At 57.4% G+C, this 18693-nt stretch carries 15 protein-coding genes and 1 tRNA gene; 7 read left to right on the forward strand and 9 right to left on the reverse strand.

Translation table 11 applies throughout. From position 1 onward, the window contains the following. Window positions 1–2 precede the first annotated feature (2 nt). Both QZ408_RS03295 and QZ408_RS03300 read right to left on the reverse strand, forming a co-directional pair. Window positions 3–75: transfer RNA gene (locus QZ408_RS03295), tRNA-Gln, on the reverse strand. 33 nt (window positions 76–108) lie between these two features. Continuing rightward, a complete protein-coding gene (locus QZ408_RS03300) occupies window positions 109–852 on the reverse strand; it encodes a thymidylate synthase (protein WP_292489762.1) in 744 nt (247 codons plus the stop codon). A 478-nt stretch (window positions 853–1330) separates the two neighbouring features. Between QZ408_RS03300 and QZ408_RS03305 the strand changes: the two genes are divergently transcribed. Further along, the gene (locus QZ408_RS03305) at window positions 1331–3613 is read left to right on the forward strand and encodes an MEMAR_RS02690 family S-layer glycoprotein (RefSeq protein ID WP_292489763.1); all 2283 of its coding nucleotides are present in this window, start codon (window positions 1331–1333) and stop codon (window positions 3611–3613) included. A 164-nt stretch (window positions 3614–3777) separates the two neighbouring features. Here the strand turns inward: QZ408_RS03305 and QZ408_RS03310 are convergent, their stop codons facing one another. From QZ408_RS03310 to QZ408_RS03330, 5 genes are all read right to left on the reverse strand, one after another. After that, window positions 3778–4278, reverse strand: a complete 501-nt coding sequence (locus tag QZ408_RS03310) for a hypothetical protein (protein ID WP_292489764.1) — start codon at window positions 4276–4278, stop codon at window positions 3778–3780. Between the two features lie 85 nt (window positions 4279–4363). Continuing rightward, complete coding sequence (locus QZ408_RS03315) at window positions 4364–4531, reverse strand: hypothetical protein (RefSeq protein WP_292489765.1); 168 nt, start codon at window positions 4529–4531, stop codon at window positions 4364–4366. Next, entirely contained in the window at window positions 4518–5531 is a 1014-nt protein-coding gene (locus QZ408_RS03320; protein ID WP_292489766.1) for a hypothetical protein, read from the reverse strand. Before QZ408_RS03320 ends, QZ408_RS03315 begins: the two co-directional genes overlap by 14 nt. Before the next feature lie 538 nt (window positions 5532–6069). Further along, window positions 6070–7854, reverse strand: coding sequence for an ATP-binding protein (locus QZ408_RS03325; protein WP_292489767.1), 1785 nt, complete (start codon window positions 7852–7854; stop codon window positions 6070–6072). Window positions 7855–8104: 250 nt separating this feature from the next. Next, entirely contained in the window at window positions 8105–8296 is a 192-nt protein-coding gene (locus tag QZ408_RS03330) for a hypothetical protein (protein ID WP_292392728.1), read from the reverse strand. A gap of 41 nt (window positions 8297–8337) precedes the next feature. Between QZ408_RS03330 and QZ408_RS03335 the strand changes: the two genes are divergently transcribed. After that, a complete protein-coding gene (locus tag QZ408_RS03335) occupies window positions 8338–9654 on the forward strand; it encodes a Fic family protein (RefSeq protein ID WP_292489768.1) in 1317 nt (438 codons plus the stop codon). 424 nt (window positions 9655–10078) lie between these two features. Then, the gene (locus QZ408_RS03340; protein ID WP_292489769.1) at window positions 10079–11263 is read left to right on the forward strand and encodes a transposase; all 1185 of its coding nucleotides are present in this window, start codon (window positions 10079–10081) and stop codon (window positions 11261–11263) included. 153 nt (window positions 11264–11416) lie between these two features. Here QZ408_RS03340 and QZ408_RS03345 read toward each other — a convergent pair whose 3' ends face one another. Next, on the reverse strand, window positions 11417–11626 hold the full coding sequence (locus QZ408_RS03345; protein WP_292394316.1) for a hypothetical protein: 210 nt from the start codon (window positions 11624–11626) through the stop codon (window positions 11417–11419). Next, window positions 11604–11978 (reverse strand): PIN domain-containing protein, encoded by a 375-nt coding sequence (locus QZ408_RS03350; protein WP_292489770.1) that lies wholly within the window; start codon window positions 11976–11978, stop codon window positions 11604–11606. Before QZ408_RS03350 ends, QZ408_RS03345 begins: the two co-directional genes overlap by 23 nt. A 380-nt stretch (window positions 11979–12358) precedes the next feature. Here QZ408_RS03350 and QZ408_RS03355 point away from each other — a divergent pair, with 380 nt between their 5' ends. The 4 genes from QZ408_RS03355 to QZ408_RS03370 form a co-directional block, all read left to right on the forward strand. Continuing rightward, a complete protein-coding gene (locus QZ408_RS03355; protein WP_292489772.1) occupies window positions 12359–13213 on the forward strand; it encodes an acylphosphatase in 855 nt (284 codons plus the stop codon). 651 nt (window positions 13214–13864) lie between these two features. After that, the gene (locus tag QZ408_RS03360) at window positions 13865–15388 is read left to right on the forward strand and encodes an AMP phosphorylase (RefSeq protein ID WP_292489773.1); all 1524 of its coding nucleotides are present in this window, start codon (window positions 13865–13867) and stop codon (window positions 15386–15388) included. Window positions 15389–15427: 39 nt separating this feature from the next. After that, window positions 15428–16822, forward strand: coding sequence for a PEGA domain-containing protein (locus QZ408_RS03365; RefSeq protein WP_292489774.1), 1395 nt, complete (start codon window positions 15428–15430; stop codon window positions 16820–16822). Between the two features lie 244 nt (window positions 16823–17066). Continuing rightward, the coding region (locus QZ408_RS03370; protein WP_292489775.1) for a hypothetical protein at window positions 17067–18693 on the forward strand (1627 nt) is incomplete at its 3' end.

Raw genomic sequence — 18693 nt, forward strand, 5'->3', positions numbered from 1 at the left:
TATAGCCCGGAGCAGATTCGAACTGCTGTCGTGAGATCCAGAGTCTCACATGATTGACCGCTACACTACCGGGCTATTGGGCTCTAAAATGTTGTTGCTGGTTCCTAATTAACCTGACGGCTCCCGGTCATACTCCTGACGCACGGGGCATTTCCCGCAGGCCCGGCAGACCTCGACAACGGGCCGGATCTCGGCGCTTGACTTGCAGAACGGCTCGATATCGTTGATATCCCGGCGGTAGTATACGTGGGGGACGAGCGCGATGTGGGTGTAGCGCCCGCACGGTACGCCGAGCCGGTCCGCGATCGCCTTCTGGAGGTGAACAAGCGCGTACATGTTCGAGCCTGCGGCGGAGAGGATGTCGTTGCTCCGGAAGACGACTTTCATCTGGAGTTTTCCGTTCCGCAGGAGGCACTGGACGAGCTGCAGGCAGGGGCAGTCGTCGAGGTTCTCGTCGATGACCGGGTTCCAGGTGACCGCGACGGCCCGCCGGGAGTTCGCGGCCTGGTTGAGTTTCCGGGCGATGTAGTCGATCTGGTCGACGTGGACCTCTTTTCCCCCGGCGCTGAGCCGTTCGCCCCAGTCGAAGAGCCGCCGGTGGTAGTCGTACTCAAATTTTGCGTCGGAGCCGGAGAGGAGGTTCTCGGCATAGGTGTCAAGAAACCGCTTCTGGAACCGTGAGGCGGGGCTTACCATCGGCTCGCTCTCCGGCGACTCCACCTCGAGCGCGAGCTCCTCGCACTCGATCGTCGCCTCGTCGTTCTCGGTCTCCAGCACCCATCCCTTCTCGAGGACGGTCCTGACCGCCAGTTCGTGTGCCCGTGCGAGCGTGGGGGCCCGAATGATCCGCATAGAGAGTGGTTGGCGGGCCGGGATAGAAAAGTCTCCGCACTGGGTACGATCTCCTATATGCATGCTCGGCCGGGTGAGGGCCAGGGCGACTACCAACCCCGGGGTGGAGGACGGCGCTGCCTGCCAGGGTGCGTAGCGCCAGAGGAGCGGCACGGGGAACGAAAGGAACACAGCGGGTGCCCGCCTCCGGCGGCGCTCCCGTGTTTGGCCGGAGCAAGGTTTTTATTCTCGTAGGGGTATGTATCCGGGTGATCCGGGAAAGGAGCAACAATCTGGCGTAATCTGGGCGTTTTCCCGCATTGTGGTGCCCTTTGTGGACGTCAGACACCCGGTCGACCGCAAAGGATATATTAAGTGTTCCACAAATATTGTGACATATTCCGTGATTCGGAGTATAGAGCGTGGTGAACCCGTATTCGACGTCTGTCGAGTACCTCGTGTTCACATTCCCTCATGTCATCACAAATGGAGGTATAGTATGAAGAGTATGACAAAACTGATCGTTGTCGCCATGCTTCTCGTGGCTGCGCTGGTCGTTGCACCGGCTGCGGCACGGAATATTGACACAAGTAGCGCCAACGTCTTTGTAGGTGAAGAGAGACTTAACTTCACCGGACCCCTTGCGGATACTGCCCAGTTAGTCCACTACAGTGGTGAGGCGCAGAAGAGCTCAACTGACAAGAGTATCGATTTGATCGCTAACGGAACCGGTGGCGTGATGGTTGATGAACTTGTCAAGGGCATACCGACCGGGTCTTACTATGCGAGGAATGCGACGAATGCCGGCAGTGAGCAGTACTACGTCAACGTCCAGAACCCTGAAGCGACGCTTGACATCATGCTGGCTTCGTCTCCGAAGGACTCCGTAAATGGTAAATCCGTCACCAAGGAGACGCCGCTGAGATTCAAGTTTTACAGCAACGTGGACACGGGTGATAAGGTAAACATCGAGCTTACTCTGCCCGATGGCGGTGTGGTGACGACTTACAACAACACTGCTCTGACGTTTAATGCTAATGGGGGGACCCAGGAAAAAGATCTCATCCTGCCGCAGGATGCCAAGGCCGGAACCTATACCGCTCTGGCGAAGTGGACCCGAGACACTGACTTCTTCGGCAAGGGTTACGACTCCAAGACCGTGACCTTCGAGGTTCTCACCAAGTCGCTTGCCATCACGGCCAACAAGGACAGCGTTGTCCGCGGCAACGGTTTCACTGTGACGATCACCGGCGAATCAAGGAAGGATTACACACTGTTCGTCAAGAGCGGAGATGCCAAGAGTCCGATGATTACGCCCGGTCAGACTGTGGTTCAGTCGATTGCTCCTAACGGAACGTACGGAACTGTTAAGACCAACGCCGGCGGCACCGCGACTGTCCAGTTCAACACCACCCAGAATACCGACGACAAGACGTTCACTATCCGTGTAGAGGACCCTCTATCCGACAAAAATGATGAGGTCAAGGTGAAGGTCGAGGCGGGTAGCGTCACCGTCACGACGTCCGGCACCGGTACCTACTACATCGGCGAGGAGATCACTCTCTCCGGCACCTGCACCGAGGGTGATAAGGTCTACCTCTTCCTGACCGGCCCGAATCTTGCGACCGACGGCGTCACCCTGACAACGCTGGATAAGGTAAGCACAACGAACGAAGCGTCTTTTAAAGATACTGCAGACGTTAACGCTGACGACACCTGGTCCAAAAAGTGGAACACCGGCGATATTAAGAAATCCATCGACGCCGGCGGCTACACGATCTACGCAGTCTCGACCAATGTATCGAAGGCTGACTTATCTGACGCCAAGTATGCAACGGCATCCGTTAACCTCCGGTCCGGGTTCATCACCGCGACCACGAGCGGCGCCACCGTCGCAAGGGGCGACGAGCTGACGATCTCCGGGACCGCGCAGGGCAACCCGAACGATGTGTACATCTGGATATTCGGCAAGAACTACTATGGTGGTGCCGATAGTAAGTTAGAGGCAAGGAAGGTCAGCGTTGAGTCTGACGGCAGCTTCGAGGAAAAACTCAAGTCCGCTGATACTACAAACTTCGCCGCAGGCCAGTACTTTGTCGTCGTCCAGCACCCGATGGGTGATAATCCCGGAGTCAAATATGACCCCAGTGGAGTGATTTATGGAGATGGCATCAACAACGTGACACTCACCAGCCTGCAGGCACCCGCTGCAGCGAGCGCCCTGATCAACGCCCTCGACTCCCCGAACGTTCCGGACACCTACGTGAAGCTCACGTTCGTTGTCGCGGAGCCGAACATCTTCATCGACCCGATCGGCACCAAGACCGCGGGCAGCAAGTTCACGATCACCGGCACCACGAACCTCGCGGTCGGTGACACGCTGAACGTTGAGGTGACCTCCGCTGCGTTCCAGCCCGGATCGAAGACCGAGGCCTCCGGCTTCTCCAGCACTGCCGGCAACGCAGTCGTCCAGAAGGGTGACGGCGCGAACAAGTGGTCCTACGAGGTTGACGCGACCGGCTTCAAGCCCGACCAGTACATCGTCAAGGTCGAGGCCATCGAGGCTAAGACAACCGCGACCGCGACCTTCAACGTAGTCGCCGGTGAGGTGACCACGCCGCCCGCGGGCAACGTGACCACGACCGCGACCACCGCGACCACCACCACGACCACCGCGACCACGACCACTGCGGCAACCCCCACCACGACCCCCGGATTCGGAGCACTTGTTGCTCTTGCCGGCCTTGGTGCAGTTGCCTTCCTGGTCCTGCGCCGGAAGTAACCCTAACTAACCCTACTTTTTTATTGCAACCGGTTTTGCTGAGTGTTTTTCGGGTACGGGACGGTGTCGCGGTGCCCGGGGAATCTTTGGGATCGCCGTCGGCGGACCCGGGCAGGCTCATTGTTACGGATATCTTCGCTCCGTCCGCCCCATGCGCCCCTGTCTTAGAGGATTGAGAGTAAATCCTCACACACGCGCTGGACACCTGCCCTGTTCATCCTCGCGTAGCGTTCGTGTGCCGCATCTACCCGGGGAAGGTCCTCAATGCACCTCCTCAGGAAGTCGTACTGGTTAAGGTGCTCACCAGGGCATTCAATATCAAGTTCGTGCCCTCCATGCGCCGGATCGATGAGTGCAAGGATATCCGCATAATCCTTGACCAATTTCCCCTCCTCCCAGACTTCATCGTAGGACAGACCATATTCGAGCCGGTAAGAACGATCCCATTCGGCCTTCATCTTGAATACTACAAGCATGGCACGTGTCGGGATCGATATCTCGACTCCGCCCCGTATCTCTCTCGTTATCGTGTTTCCGGAAAGGATCTCGAAGGTGAAGGGTACTTCCGGTTTGCCTTCGAAAGGTTGCGGGGCTTCCCGCGTAGCGAAATCCAGAATTATCTTTCCTGCAGGCGTCATCTTCGCGACGCTCTTTACGACGTTCATCTGACGTTCCGGCGTAAAGTTGTGTTCTGAGCGGAGGTAATGCATCAGGGTATGCCTGATGCGACCGGTCGTTACGAGATCGATGTCAACCGAACCGAGATAGGGGATTGTATGCATCCACCGCCCAGCCGCCGATGAGGATGACCTCAGGGTTGTCCGGGTCTTCTCCCCGCGCACGGCTCCACTCTGCAATTATCCTGAGTTCAGCAAGCGACCGTTCGATGATCTCCTGACCCGGGTTATAGGGTGGCATACATATCCACCATTGCTTTCGTCAGGTCCATCGCGCTGTAACCAAGTCCTGCGAGGTCAAGCAGGGTCTGGGCAGGGGATACGACGGTGATACCCTCTATCTGCCGGGTATCGGAGAATACATCCCTGTCCGGCGCATAAACCCCGGCCCGGATCCCGCCTCCGGACGGCTCACCGAAGAATTCCTCAAAGAGATCAAGATGTTGCTCCTCGAGGTAGAGGCTGACTGCATCCTGGCGCACGGCATACCCGGTGTAAAGCCCGCCGGAGGTGTAGCCGGTGAAGGCAAACGGGATCTTCTGCCTCTCCAGCATGTATGAAATATCCCTTGCTGCCAGTATCGATTCGCTGAAGTCTATCGGCACTTCCGCGATCTTCAGGTTCTTCATCGGCCGCTCCCAGGCAATGCCGTTAAGGAGTCTTTTTACATCGATAATCCGGACGTAACTGTCGTTTCTCTCTACGATCTTCTGCTCGATGAGCGTCCCGATGATCTTGTGCGCCCAGCCGTAAGAAACGCCCTCCCGTAACGCCAGCTGCCGGATGGACATGCTCTTCTCTTTGAGCAAGCGGGATACAACTTTCCAGGACTTCTCGGTGGTGATCCTGCTTTTCGATGGCTTGTACTCATGTTTGAGGGACAGATCCGGGGTCCACGGGAGGTGAATCGCTCGTATATCGAGTTTTTCTGCTAATTGCTCTTCCCGGGGGCGGATAGTTCTGGCGGCGATGACCAACATCATCTCCGGCAACCCAGGGCCCTTCTGGCGCCAGAGTTCCCGCAGGACCCTTGCGATGGTGTCAAGCGACGCGACTTTCGATACCACTTCGATGAAGTAGAGTCGCCCATCTGCTTTGAGTATGATATCCGGCTGGAACGGGAGATCCTGGCTGAGTGTCTCGTACAGGTTGGCGACGTCGAGGATTTCCGACCCGGTCGGCAGGTCGAGCGCATCCAGGATGAACTCGACGACTTCGGGAGATCGTTCTGCTAGGGCCATGTATGTCGCTTTATCAACATATCACTGATAGGGTGTCAGAATTCTCATGATCGCAGCCCCTGACCTGATAACCAAGACGTTCCTTGAGGGAGCACAGGCAGGTAGAGAGCCCGATAGAACAATTCATGGTGGCTGTCCCCCGGGCGGGGGTCGCGAGTTTAAGGTGGGCATCCCAACCAGAGGTCTCGCTGGCATCGACGCCTGCCGCCTCGGCCGCAACGCCGACACCGAAATTTTCTGTCAGTAAGCCGGGTGAGGTGTGTCAGTAAGCCGGGTGAGGTGTGTCAGTAAGCCGGGTGAGGTGTGTCAGTAAGCCGGGTGAGGTGTGTCAGTAAGCCGGGTGAGGTGTGTCAGTAAGCCGGGTGAGGTGTGTCAGTAAGCCGGGTGAGGTGTGTCAGTAAGCCGGGTGAGGTGTGTCAGTAAGCCGTGTTTAAATCCCCTGCATCCCCATGGAAAAGAGCGCTATCGCCCATATCCCACGTTGGCAGTCCTCCGGTATCCGTATCCAGAATGCAAAAAGAACCTGCAGAGTTTGCCTTCAGACTTCCTGCTCATTTCTTCCCACCGTATATTTCTGCTCCGGATGGTTTGGCTCCCCGGGGATTACGTATTCCAATTGGCCGTCACGTATCATCGGATTTAGATAACTACTTAGTACCCACCTTTTGCTTCTCCCAACCAACCGGGCGATCTCCCCGGCAGAGAAGGGGCGCACGCTGCAAATCTGAACGATAACTCGCCTGATTTCCTGTGGTGAACTCCTTTTGCCCAACATTCTTATTGATTCGGCAATATCCGGCAGGATTGCTTCGGAATCCACACTCAGAGTCTCCCCGACATCCGGGGAAACCTCCACCTGCTGGCAAACTGTGCATACAGGGGCAACCCCGAGCAGCCCGGTGGGAGTATAGAAGGTCATCGCACCATGGGGATGCTGGATCAGGAAGCCTAAATCCCGGAGTTTCCCGAGCAATTTGCTTGCACCGACGACGTCGAGTTCGGTCAGATCGCGACACTGCTCATTTGAGATAGACCCGTTCCGCCTGACAAAGACGAGAGCCATTGCTTCTTCGTCGGATAGGTCAGCAACGCTGAAGCCACGGAGCCATTCGAGTTCTTCCTCAGAGAAGAAATGGTGAAGGGAAAATGCGGCGCGGAAGTAATCGGCCTGACGATTCGACTCAAAGACCGGCGGAGACAGGCGAGCTTCCCGGGTTAGCTGTACCATCATCCGGATTCCACTACCTTTGTTCTCAGCCAGGTTAGTATCGTGCAGAACAGCTGCAACGATCGGATTTCTGGTGACAGAGGTAATGCTCCCCTCATCGCCGATCTCGACAAGCGAGTGTCCCGGATTCGTTATCTCCAGCCTTCCCGGATAACGAATAATCCTTATCGTCCCGCAAGATCGATAGTTTCGGTGCATCAGCGCGTTCACAACCGCTTCGCGGACGACTCGCTCAGGGATGAGGGGTCTTTCGTGCCGCTGAATGGATCCCTCATGGAACGCCACGCACCTTGGAATATCGTCCATAATACCTGCAATAACCCTTGGTATCATACTCAACAGCGGTTCGCGGAACTCAAGCGAGTACGAGATCTCTCCGTCCCATTTGTGGCCTGGAACGCGTAGGTAATCAACACGCATCAGCGGGAGGTACTTCCGGATTGCCATATCCCTTCCAAAGAGGAGAATCCCGGCCAACGTAGGGATTAGCTCATCGTCTTGCTTATCCGCACACTTGAGGGCAAGGAGAAGGTCTCCATCACCCCAGTTCAACTCCGGTGCATGCGGGTTGGCTGCGCGTCGTGCTCGCCGGTATTCGCCGATTGCATGCGGATCGATGTCATCCAATGATGCACCGGGAATGACCGACTCATCAAACGTCCTCCGTCCTGCACTCGTGTGGAACATCCGGATATCCTCGTCAGTGCAATGCTGAGCCGTCGAGCCGATGCGGCGGTAAGCGCCACGCGGCAGACCTTGCGCTTTTATGTAAATGGGCTTATTTTGAGGCTCTTCTTCAGGGATGTATACCACGATCACCAACTTTTCATCAACCATGCAGACCTGCACTTTCGGCCTCAGGAGCCGGTTGAATGCGGATGCACAGAGAGAGGCAACCTCCCTCTGTAATTTATCGGGATCGTGGACACCGGTAACTCTGTAGCTCCCGGAAGCCGGGTCGCGGGAAACACCGAGCAGGAGATACCCTCCCTCGATCCCGGGCTCGTTTGAGAACGCCGAGATCGTCTGAGAGGCGGATTTGCCCAGAGTTCTGGATGTTTCTTTCGCTTCGATGCGCCAATGCTCGTCACACATATTAAGTTCTGATAGAAGTTCCGCACAACCCCGCATTCCACGACTCCTGCAGATGATATCCGGTCTATATCAGATCAGTCTTCGCCAATAACCATATACTGTTCGCATGCCGGGTGAAGGGTACTTCCGGTTTGCCTTCGAAAGGTTGCGGGGCTTCCCGCGTAGCGAAATCCAGAATTATCTTTCCTGCAGGCATCATCTTCGCGACGCTTTCTACATAGCATCTCAATCACACCGGCCATGCGGGACCTCACCTGGCCGCCCGGGTGTAGAGTTCGATACAGTCCAACGCCCATTCAACAACCTCCTCAAAATTCGGGACGACCATCATCTGATGCCGGAGCGATGCGTTCCATGATGCTGAGAACTGGTTACGCACCTTCACAAGCACGGAGTTGTCCAGGACGACCTCTTTGCATTCGCAGATCGAAATACTAATCAAATACTAATATCTAATAAATTAGTATTTGTGAGACCGGATCCATGACCAGACTCCCCGAAAGACCGCCCCAAACCCGGGATGGGAAAATCCTCAAGGTGCTCAGCGACATCTTAGAGGATCCCGACTTCAGGAAGACAGTGACCGACTACAACAACCGCTACTTCGCCTGGGACGAACTCACCTACCGCATCCCTGACCCGGAGAAGAGGCTCGCGGCCTGGACAGTCATGAAAATGCTTCGGGCGATGCGCTACGAACCCGTCCCTTTCGCCCACCTCGATCTCAGGTACTCGATCACCCCCGAATCCTCGCGGAACCTACACATCTTCGACCAGTACCTCTCCGGCATCATCCGGATCCACAATAGAACCGTCAGGCTCGACCAGTCCTATATCATCAACTCGTTCATGGAGGAGGCCATCGCCTCAAGCATCCTTGAAGGGGCGGCGACCACCCGTAGGGCCGCAAAAGAGATGCTCCGGAGGGGGATACGCCCGAGGAATCGATCCGAGCAGATGGTGGTCAACAGTTACAAGGCCATGCAGTCCATACTGGAGAGAAAGGACGAACCACTGACCCCGGAACTCATCCTCGGAACCCACCGGATTGTGACAGAGAACACCCTCAACAGTGCCGCCGTCGGACGATTTCGGGAGACCGACGATATTGTGGTCGCCGATCCTGTCACCAGCACTGTCTATCACACGCCCCCCGACCACGCAGAGGTTCCGGGGATGATCGAGGAGTTGTGCCGGTTCGCAAACGCTGACGACGAAGAAGGCGCCGGGAGATTCACCCACCCCATCGTCAGGGGGATCATCCTCCACTTCCTCATCGGCTACATTCACCCCTTCGAAGATGGCAACGGGAGGACCGCACGAAGCATCTTCTACTGGTACGTTCTCTCGCGGGGCTACTGGCTCTTTGAGTACATGCCCATCTCCCGGATCATCCTCCGGTCGAAGAGGGACTACGCTCTCGCCTACCTCCATACCGAGTACGACGAGATGGACCTGACGTACTTCATCCTCTACAACATCAGGTGCATCGAAGAGGCACGAAAGGACCTGCTCGCCTACATCGAGAAGAAGCAGAACGAGCAGAACCGGACAGAAGCAATCATTACGAGCATCAGGGGAATCAGCCCGAGACAGGCGGAGATCCTTTTGTGCATGATGGAGCGCGGTGATGAGCACTTCACCATCCGCCAGGTCATGGAGACCTACGGCGTCGTCTACCAGACAGCAAGGACCGACCTTCTCCGCCTTGCTGAACTGGGGTGTGTCAGGAAAGAGAAGCGCGGCCGGGAATTTATGTTTGTCTTTAACCGGGAGTGCGATCTCTGGGAGAGGGGATAGAGAATGTCTTCGCAGTTCGGAACTTTTGGGGTACTACAAGGCGGTGATGCCGGCCTCCGTCTTTGCGATGGTGCTTGATGCACCATTCGTGCCGGTATCGGCGCCGGCCGTGACCGCCGGGTGAGGGTGGTAATGTATTTCAAAAAGTTAACTTCATCGAAACGATATTTTGATATTCTGAGATTTGGATTTTGAGGGTGGAGTATTTTGACTTAAGATCGTAAATTACCATTTTGATCTTTTCGATATTGGATCTTCCGATCCCGTGAATATAAAATACATGTATTCCATATTGCCGATTCCTGCGTATTTTACAGATCCGGGGTTCAAGGGGTGTAAGAAAGCCCCCGGCTTGAGCCGTGGGGATGCATTGCACCCCTTGGTTCGTTCACGAATCCCCCCGCCCGGGATAGATTATAGCCTGATGAGCGCCACTGGATCCCTGGAGTCCGCAATGCGCCACATCACCCGGTACCGGATCTACCCCTCGCAGAAGGTGGAGGGGCGGCTGTTCACCGGCTTTGCGAGGTGTGCCTTTGTCCGGAACTGGTGTCTTGAGAACAAGGTCTATCAGGACTCCTGTCTCCCGAAGTTGAAAGCCGAATATCCCGAGCTGAAGGAAGTCCACAGCAAGGTGCTGCAGAACGTCGTCCAGCAGATCGTCCACAACCTCCGTGCTCTCAGGAAACTGAAGGAAAAAGGGAGGAAGGTCGGCAAACTGCGGAAGAAGGGGGTTCACTCGATGATCTACGAGCAAAGCGGGTTCAAGCTCACGGGCAACCGCCTCTGGCTGAGCAAGATCGGAGAGCTGCGAATCGAGCTCGGCCGCCCGGTACCGGGGAGAATCAAGCAGATTGTGGTCAAGCACACCCCGGCCCACAAATGGTTCGTGGCGATCATCTCCGAGACTCCTGATACCCCGGAGCTGACGACCGGTACCCGAGCGGTCGGGATCGACCTGAATCTGGAGAACTTCTCCACCGACACCGAGGGCATGATCTTCTCGCACCCACACAACGTCCGGAAGGCCGCAAAACGGCTCCGCTGTGCCCAGAGAAAACTCTCCCGGGCCGTGGACGGGAGCCGGAACCGCCGGAAACAGCGGGTCCGGGTTGCCCGGATCCATGAGCCGGTCGAGAACCGGAGGAACGACTTCCTGCACAAGTGGAGCCGATACTACGTTGACCGCTACGACTACATCGCCCTGGAACACCTGAACATCAAACCGATGGTCGAATCGCTGGATGCAAAACTCCGCGGCAGATCCAAGTCTCTTCTCGATGCCGCGTGGTACAAAGCAAGAGAGTTCCTACGCTACAAAGCTGCGAATGCTGGTACGTATGTGCATCTGGTCGATCCGGCCTATACGACACAGGACTGTTTCCGCTGCGGGCACCGGGAAAAGAAAGACCTCGGGCAGCGAACCCATGCCTGTCCGGTCTGCGGCTACACGGTTCGCCGGGACCTGAACGCCGCGCAAAATATCCTGAAACGAGCAGCCGTAGGGTGGGGCACACCCGAATCTACGCTTGTGGAGATCGGGGCCGCTACACCGCCAATCCCGGCGGTGCAAGTCCCGGTCAACGAAACAAGAATCTCCAGGCTTTAGCCCGTGGAGAGTGTCAAAATCAGCGTATATTCACGCAGGGCATATGCTTTTCCCCATCTGCGCTTCACTATCGGGCGGCGGGGCTGGTGGAGAACAGCAGAGCGCCGCCTGACGCAGGACCCGCAGTCCCTGGCACCCGGAGCGGGCACAACCTCAGGTACGATCTTCCTTCTTCCGGCGCTCCAGGATCCCTGCAACAACCGTATCGAGATCCTCCTTGAGCCAGGTTTTGCGCTCTTTCGTATAATCCCCGCTCCCGTGGGAATAACTCTGGATGAACCTTATCGCATCTGCAGGTCCGAGATTCTTTACCAGCACTTCGAATCCCTGGATCCTGATCTCATTGAGCGTCTTTACTTCCATTGGCTGTCACCTCCATGAGCCACTCTACAGGATTGTGTACTTCGATAGAGATCTTGTCCACGTGCTTCATAATAAATTTTATGAGGGCGTCATCGGTTGTGAGAAACACAGCGCCGGCACTCTCGGCAGATGCAAGGTGCAGAGCATCAAATGCATCAACGCCTATCTCATAGAACGTTCGGGCGCGGTTCACGATCGTCTCATCGATCATAATCCGCTCCTGTGTAAATTGCAGAAGGTTCTCGACGGATCTCCTCCTCTCTTCACCCGGAATTTTAGCAATTTCGTATTCGATCGCTTCACTCGCAACCAGTTTCCAACCTCCTATGCATCCATTGAGGACTGCGATCACGGCCTCTGCCTCCATCCTGATACGATGAGATCTTTGGTCGTCAAACGGCCGACACAGACAGCAAACGTCCAAATAGACTTTCATATCTACGTCCTAATTCACAATTGCTCTTCCCCATCAATATAGTATGTTATTTTAGGGCATTACCAGGGACTGAAGAGGGAGTTGGATATTGATTGAACGGCTATACGGTGACCCGGACGAAAAAAGCCCTTAATGGCCTGAACCTGCACTCACTTTGGCAGGCATGGGAGCCGTTCGGTTGATCGTTCGCCTCCTCCAGGAACAGGACCGGGAAGGAGACGGGCCGGAACACTACCCGCCGGGCGATGAGCAGGTCGGAAGAAACTATTTAACTCCACCATACAGAGTGAGAGTAGATGAAACGAGTTGTAGCCACTGCACGAGGGCGTGTCCAGCGGGTCGGCTATCGGGAGCATGTATACAACGAGACGTTTGAACGGGATATCTCTGGATACGTGAAGAATCTCGACACCGGCGAGGTCGAGATCGTTGCAGAGGGGGGCGAGCAGGATCTCCGAGATTTCATAAGCGAGATCAATATCATACGAAGACCCATTGCAGTCAAGTCGTTCACCGTCAGATGGGAAGAAGCAACAGGAGAGTATGCCACCTTTGAGATCACCCGGGGAGACAGCCAGGAGGAGATAGCCGAGCGGATGGATTACGCCGGGAAGGTGTTGCACAGTATAGATATGAAATTAGACCAGAGCCTCCAGTTACAGCACACGATGCTGGATAAGCAGGACCAGATGCTGGACAAGCAGGATCAGGGACTCCGGTTACAGCACACGATGCTGGACAAGCAGGACCAGATGCTGGACAAGCAGGACCAGATGCTGGACAAGCAGGATCAGGGCCTCCGGTTACAGCACACGATGCTGGACAAGCAGGATCAGGGCCTCCGGTTACAGCACACGATGCTGGATAAGCAGGACCAGATGCTGGACAAGCAGGATCAGGGCCTCCAGTTACAGCACACGATGCTGGATAAGCAGGATCAGATGCTGGACAAGCAGGATCAGGGCCTCCAGTTACGGCACACGATGCTGGATAAGCAGGACCAGATGCTTCAGATCGGTATTGAGACAAAAGAAGAGATTTTAGGGCTCCGCAAAGATACCGGGAAGTACCTTGACGACGAATTCAAAGAGATCAAGAAGGAGCTTGCCGCCATCAAGGGTGCCCTTGCCAGAGCTGGCATCCAGGTGTGACTGCTCCCCTGACTGAATTCGGGGGCATCCGGAGAACTGCCGGCGTGGAATATGGGCAATAGTGCTCTTTTCCACGGGAATGCAAGAGATGTAAACACTGCTTACTGTCACGCCCCCTCACCTATCCCCGCTGCCTGCCACCTGCAGAGAGGTTACTGTGCCATTCTGGTCTCTGCCCACTCTCTTACGGTAGATACTGCTCCCGTTTCCTGCTTCCAGCATGAGGATCAGGGGGTGCTCATCCTCGATGGCGATCACGGCCCGACGGCCAGGACGATCCGGCGGGTTGCTTCAGGGGGGAGCTTCTGGAGGGCCCGCCGGGCCCGGGCGGTGTAGGTGGCCATGGAGGTCATTCCTCTATGCTGAGTTCCATCCAGATCTCATCCTCGGAGTAGATTCGCCCGGCTATCATGGGGGTCCTGGGCTGCTTTCATAAGGCGCTGCCCCTGACCGACGAAGAAGATGCCGGGGAGAGCGCAGATGTGCGGTTTGGTCAGATTCCCCGAGCCGCTCGGTTAAATGGGTCCTCCCGGATCCCCCTCCCCCGTCGGGGAATCACGGGCCTGACAGACACCCCCATGCAGGTTCCTCCCGATCAGCCGTCCTTAAGTAGTACAAAGCCTCAATTTCAACCAGGATGGGATCACTCACATGAAACTGACCGTAAAACTGCTCGACATCGCAAACCGGGGGGTCCTCCTCCACAGCACCGATGCACGAACCATCCGGGTCCGCGACGGTGACCGCGTCCAGATCGCCGACAAGGCGACCGGAAATACCGCCCAGGCCCACGTCGACACCACCGGCTCGCTCATCGAGCCCGGCGTCATCGGTGTCTACCGGCCGCTGACCGCCGCGCTCGCCGTCGACGAGGGGACGCCCGTCGAGGTGCGGGGCGCCGAGCGGCCGCTATCCCTCTCGCACATCAAGAAGAAGATGGACGGCGGCCGGTTCACCAAGGACGAGACCCTCGAGATTGTCAAAGACATCGTCAGTGATACCCTCTCCCCCGGGGAGATCACCGCCTACGTCACCGCATCCTATATCAACGGCCTCGATATGGACGAGGTGGAGTACCTGACCCGCGCCATGGTCGAGACCGGGGACCGTCTTCACTTCACCCGGCACCCCGTCGTCGACAAGCACTCCATCGGGGGCGTGCCCGGGAACAAGATCACCCTCCTGATCGCGCCGATCATCGCCGCAAGCGGCCTCCGGATCCCGAAGACCAGCTCCCGCGCCATCACCGGTGCCGGCGGGACTGCAGACCTCATGGAGGTCCTCGCGCCCGTCTCGTTCCCCGCGATCGAGGTGCAGCAGATGACTGAGAAGGTCGGCGGGGTCATCGTCTGGGGCGGGGCCACGAACATCGCCCCCGCCGACGACAAGATCATCACCTACGAGTATCCGCTCCGGATTGACGCCCGGGGCCAGATGATCGCGAGCGTCATGGCCAAGAAGTTCGCCGTCGGCGCCGATATCGTGGTCATCGATATCCCGGTCGGCCGGAACACGAAGATTGCGACGCCCCAGGAGGGCCGGAAACTTGCCCGGGAGTTCATCGAACTCGGCGAGCGGCTCGGCATGCGGGTCGAGTGCGCACTGAGCTACGGGGAGTCGCTCGTCGGCCACACCATCGGCCCGAACCTTGAGGTGCACGAGGCGCTCGCCCTCCTCGAGGGAGCGACCGAGCCGAACTCCCTGATCCAGAAGAGCCTCTCGCTTGCCGGGATTGCGCTCGAGATGGCCGGAAAGGCAGCCTACGGTCAGGGCGCCGAGGTAGCGGAGAACCTCCTCCGGAGCGGCAAGGCCCTTGAGAAGATGCGGCAGATCATCGAGATCCAGGGTGGCGACCCGGCGGTGAAGGCCGAGGATATCGTTCCCGGGGAGTACCGGTTCGTTGTCCGGGCGCCGCAGGACGGCTACGTCATCGAACTCAACAACAGCGCGCTCGTCACGCTTGCCCGGCTTGCGGGTTCACCCTATGACCACGGCGCGGGGCTCGAGATCCACGCAAAGAAAGGGACCCGGGTCAGGAAGGGCGATCCCATCTTCACCATCTACGCAGACCGGGAATGGCGGCTTGAACGCGCGATCGAGGTCGGCCGGACGCTGATGCCGGTCCTCGTCGAAGGGATGGTCCTTGAGCGTATCCCGCCCGAGCGCTGGGTGTAAACCGATGCACTCAAATTTTAGAGCGCAGTACACTCCAGCATGGTGAAAAGTCGTCTCATCATAGTCCTTCTCGCCTCCTGCCTCCTCCTCTGCTGTACGGTGCAGGCCGTCACGCTGCAGATCAGCGTGGTCGACGAGAAGACCGGTAGCGCGCTCGTCGACGCCTCCGTATACGTCGACGGCGACTATATCGGGAGCACCGCATCGGATGGCACCTACTCCTACGTCCACTCCGGGAAGAAAGACCTGCGGCTGAAGGTGGTGCGGTCGGGCTACCGGGACTGGCTGGACTACGTCGGTGCCGATAGGACCAGCCTTGCGGTCAATATGGTCCGCAAGGACGAAACCCTCACGTTCGAGCTCTACGATGCGGGGACCCTGAAGCCGGTCGCCGGGGCCCTGGTGCGCATCGAGGGCGATGGGGTCTCGAGTTCGGGGACTACCGGCAGCAGCGGGAGCGCGGCCTTCACGGTGAGGGCGGGTGCGCTCTACAACGTCGAGGTCCGCGCGTCGGGGTACTACGACCTCTCAAAGACCGTGCAGATGGAGAACAGCGGCAGGGTCGTCCAGTACTGGCTCTTTTCGAGCGATCTTCTTGCGGTCCAGGTCCGGGACGGCGCGACCTCCGCCCCCATCGAGGGTGCAGAGGTCTTCGTCGACGGCGCGCGCGCCGGGGCGACCGACATCGACGGCAAGCTGCCGCTCCACCTGCAGCGGGAGAAGCGGTATTCTCTCAAGGTCACGGCACCGGATTACCAGCCCTACCAGGAAGAGCGCTACCTTGACGCGGACGACGTGCTCTTGTTAGTGCACCTCTCAAAGTCGGCATACCCGGTCTCGATAACGGCCTTCAGCGAGGCGATGAAACCGGTCGAGGGGGCGGAGGTCTTCCTCAACGGGACGCTCCAGGGGAAGACCAACCAGTATGGCCGGTTTGCACTCTCCGACGTCCACGCGGGCACCTACCAGATCGCGGTGAAGGCGCCCGGCTACGGGGACTGGAGCGAGACGCGCCAGGTCTCCGGGAAAGGCGAGGATATCGTCGCCGAACTGATGTATGACCGGGCGAGCGTGACCATCCGCGCGGAGGGGTCCGACCGGAAGGCGGTTGCCGATGCGGTCATTGTTATCGACGGTCGGGTCGCCGGGGTGACCGACAGCCTGGGATGCTTCAAAACAGCGCTCACGACGAACAGGGCGTATGCCGTCACCGCCACGCGCGACGGCTACGAGAACATCACGGTCAATGCGGAGATCCCGCTCGGCACGGCTGAGTTCACGGTCCCGCTCGTGATGGAGCAGACCTTCAACGCCTGGGTGGTTGTGGCCGGCATCGGGGTTGTCGCCGCCGTCGTCCTCGGTGCGGTCCTCGTGGTGCGGCGCCGGCGGGCCGGGCAGAGCCGGAACAGGCCGCGCGGCCGGGATAAACTGTAGGGGCCGGCGGGGCACTCTTTTTGGGCCCCTACCCCTCTCCGGGAACCCAACCAACCCCCTCGAAGTTTGATGGCAACGTTTGTTCCCGGCAGGAAGGATATTTTCGGAAGGGGGTCCGATCAATACCTTTTTATTCGTCCAGAGGGCCTTTTGATGAATTTTGTTCGATTTGCGTGAATATTATTGTCTGATTTTTTAAATAAGCCTTATTATTTGTCCTTTTTATTAAAAACATTTATATACTATGGTGTGCCAGGAGCACATACGGTGGAGTATGGATGGATGGACGTATGCGTGCCTGGCGATGGGGCTGCTCCTCCTTGCGGCCCCGGCCGGGGCGCTGATACCCGATCATATCGAGGTCTGGACGGATACCGCGTGGGTGACGGCGGGGGGCGGGGATGCGGTGACCGTCACGGCGCGGGTAACGAACAGCAGCAGTACCCCGGTCGCCGGGGTTGCCGTCGATTTTGCGGTGAGCAACAGCACGTACGGGAGCGGCCTGCCCGCGCGCATGGTTACAGAAAACGGTACCGGATATGCAACGGCGGTCTTCAGGCCCGGGATTGTCGCCGGGGATGTGACAATCACGGCGAGGGTTGCGCTGAATGAGTCCCTGATGGATAGCGTCGACCTGCATGTCGACCACGCGGCCCCGAAGAAGGTTGCCAGTCTCTGGTATGAACCGGAGGTGACTGCCGGGGGGACGACGGATATCACCGTCCGGATGGTGGACCTGTATGGGAATGTGGTGGACAGCAAGCGGGAGGATGCCCTGAAAATCCCCTCCGGGGCGGAGAATGTGACCTTCATCGTGGGTTCGCCCGGGGGTGATGCAAAGTTTGACAACGGGGAGGATAAGATCACGGTGCCGGTGGATGAGAATGGGAATGCCACTGTGACACTCGAGGTCAGTAAGTTGGCCGGGGAGAATATTGTTCTCGTAACGTTTCCCGGAGGCATCGGATCGCATTATCTGACCATCAACGGGCTTGCAAACGGAGAACCGTCGAAGATCTATCAGGCTATTTCTCCGAAGGTGGAGGATCTCAATCCTGATTACTACCCAGAACTGCCGCTGCCCGGACTGTTCACAATAACCTACGCCGTCTATGACGAGTATGGGAATGTTGCCGGAAATCGGCAAATAAAGGTGAATGCCCGGCCAATTTCTGGTTCCCTGACGTCGGGCGAGTGGTTCATCAAAACAAACAGCCAGGGCAAGGCGCAGATCACGTACCGCTCACCCGAATCGGCCGGTGTCGTTGAGATATTTGCGACCGCCGTCGATAACGGCAGTGTTTCATGTGAACCTCAGAAGATTGGTTTCTACAGCACCATCCCGACCGATATGCTCCTCACCGCTGTACCCCAGACCATCGCAAGCGGTGATGTGAAAGATGATCTCGTCTCTCAAATCAAGGCAAAAGTGATGGACTCGAAGGGCAACCCGGTTCGAAATGAAAGTGTTTCCTTCAGGCTCGTTGGTGTTGACAACGGGACAACACCGATGACCGCCGGGCCCAGAATATCTAACGGCACCCACGCGTACGGGGATCTCAGCACATCTCTTGTTGCTACGACCGATAAGGATGGATTTGCTACCATTGCTCTTCATCCTGGAAAATTCACCCGGAACACATCTGAGCCTGGGTATAGCAGCATGGCTTCGGGAAATGCAACGATCCAGGCCATCTGGAAGGATAAGCGAGAGAATACTACAGTATCGTTCAGGAACTACCCCTATCTCAGTGTCAATGTCTCGGTCGAGCCCCAGTCGGTGGCCGTGAACGGTAGCGTGAACGTCACGGTCCAGCTGATCGGCGACGGCTGGGCTCTCCAGTCGAGACCGATCGATGTCGTGCTCTGCA

Origin of the sequence: Methanoculleus sp. 10 (assembly GCF_913757945.1) — an archaeon.
Lineage (GTDB): Archaea > Halobacteriota > Methanomicrobia > Methanomicrobiales > Methanoculleaceae > Methanoculleus.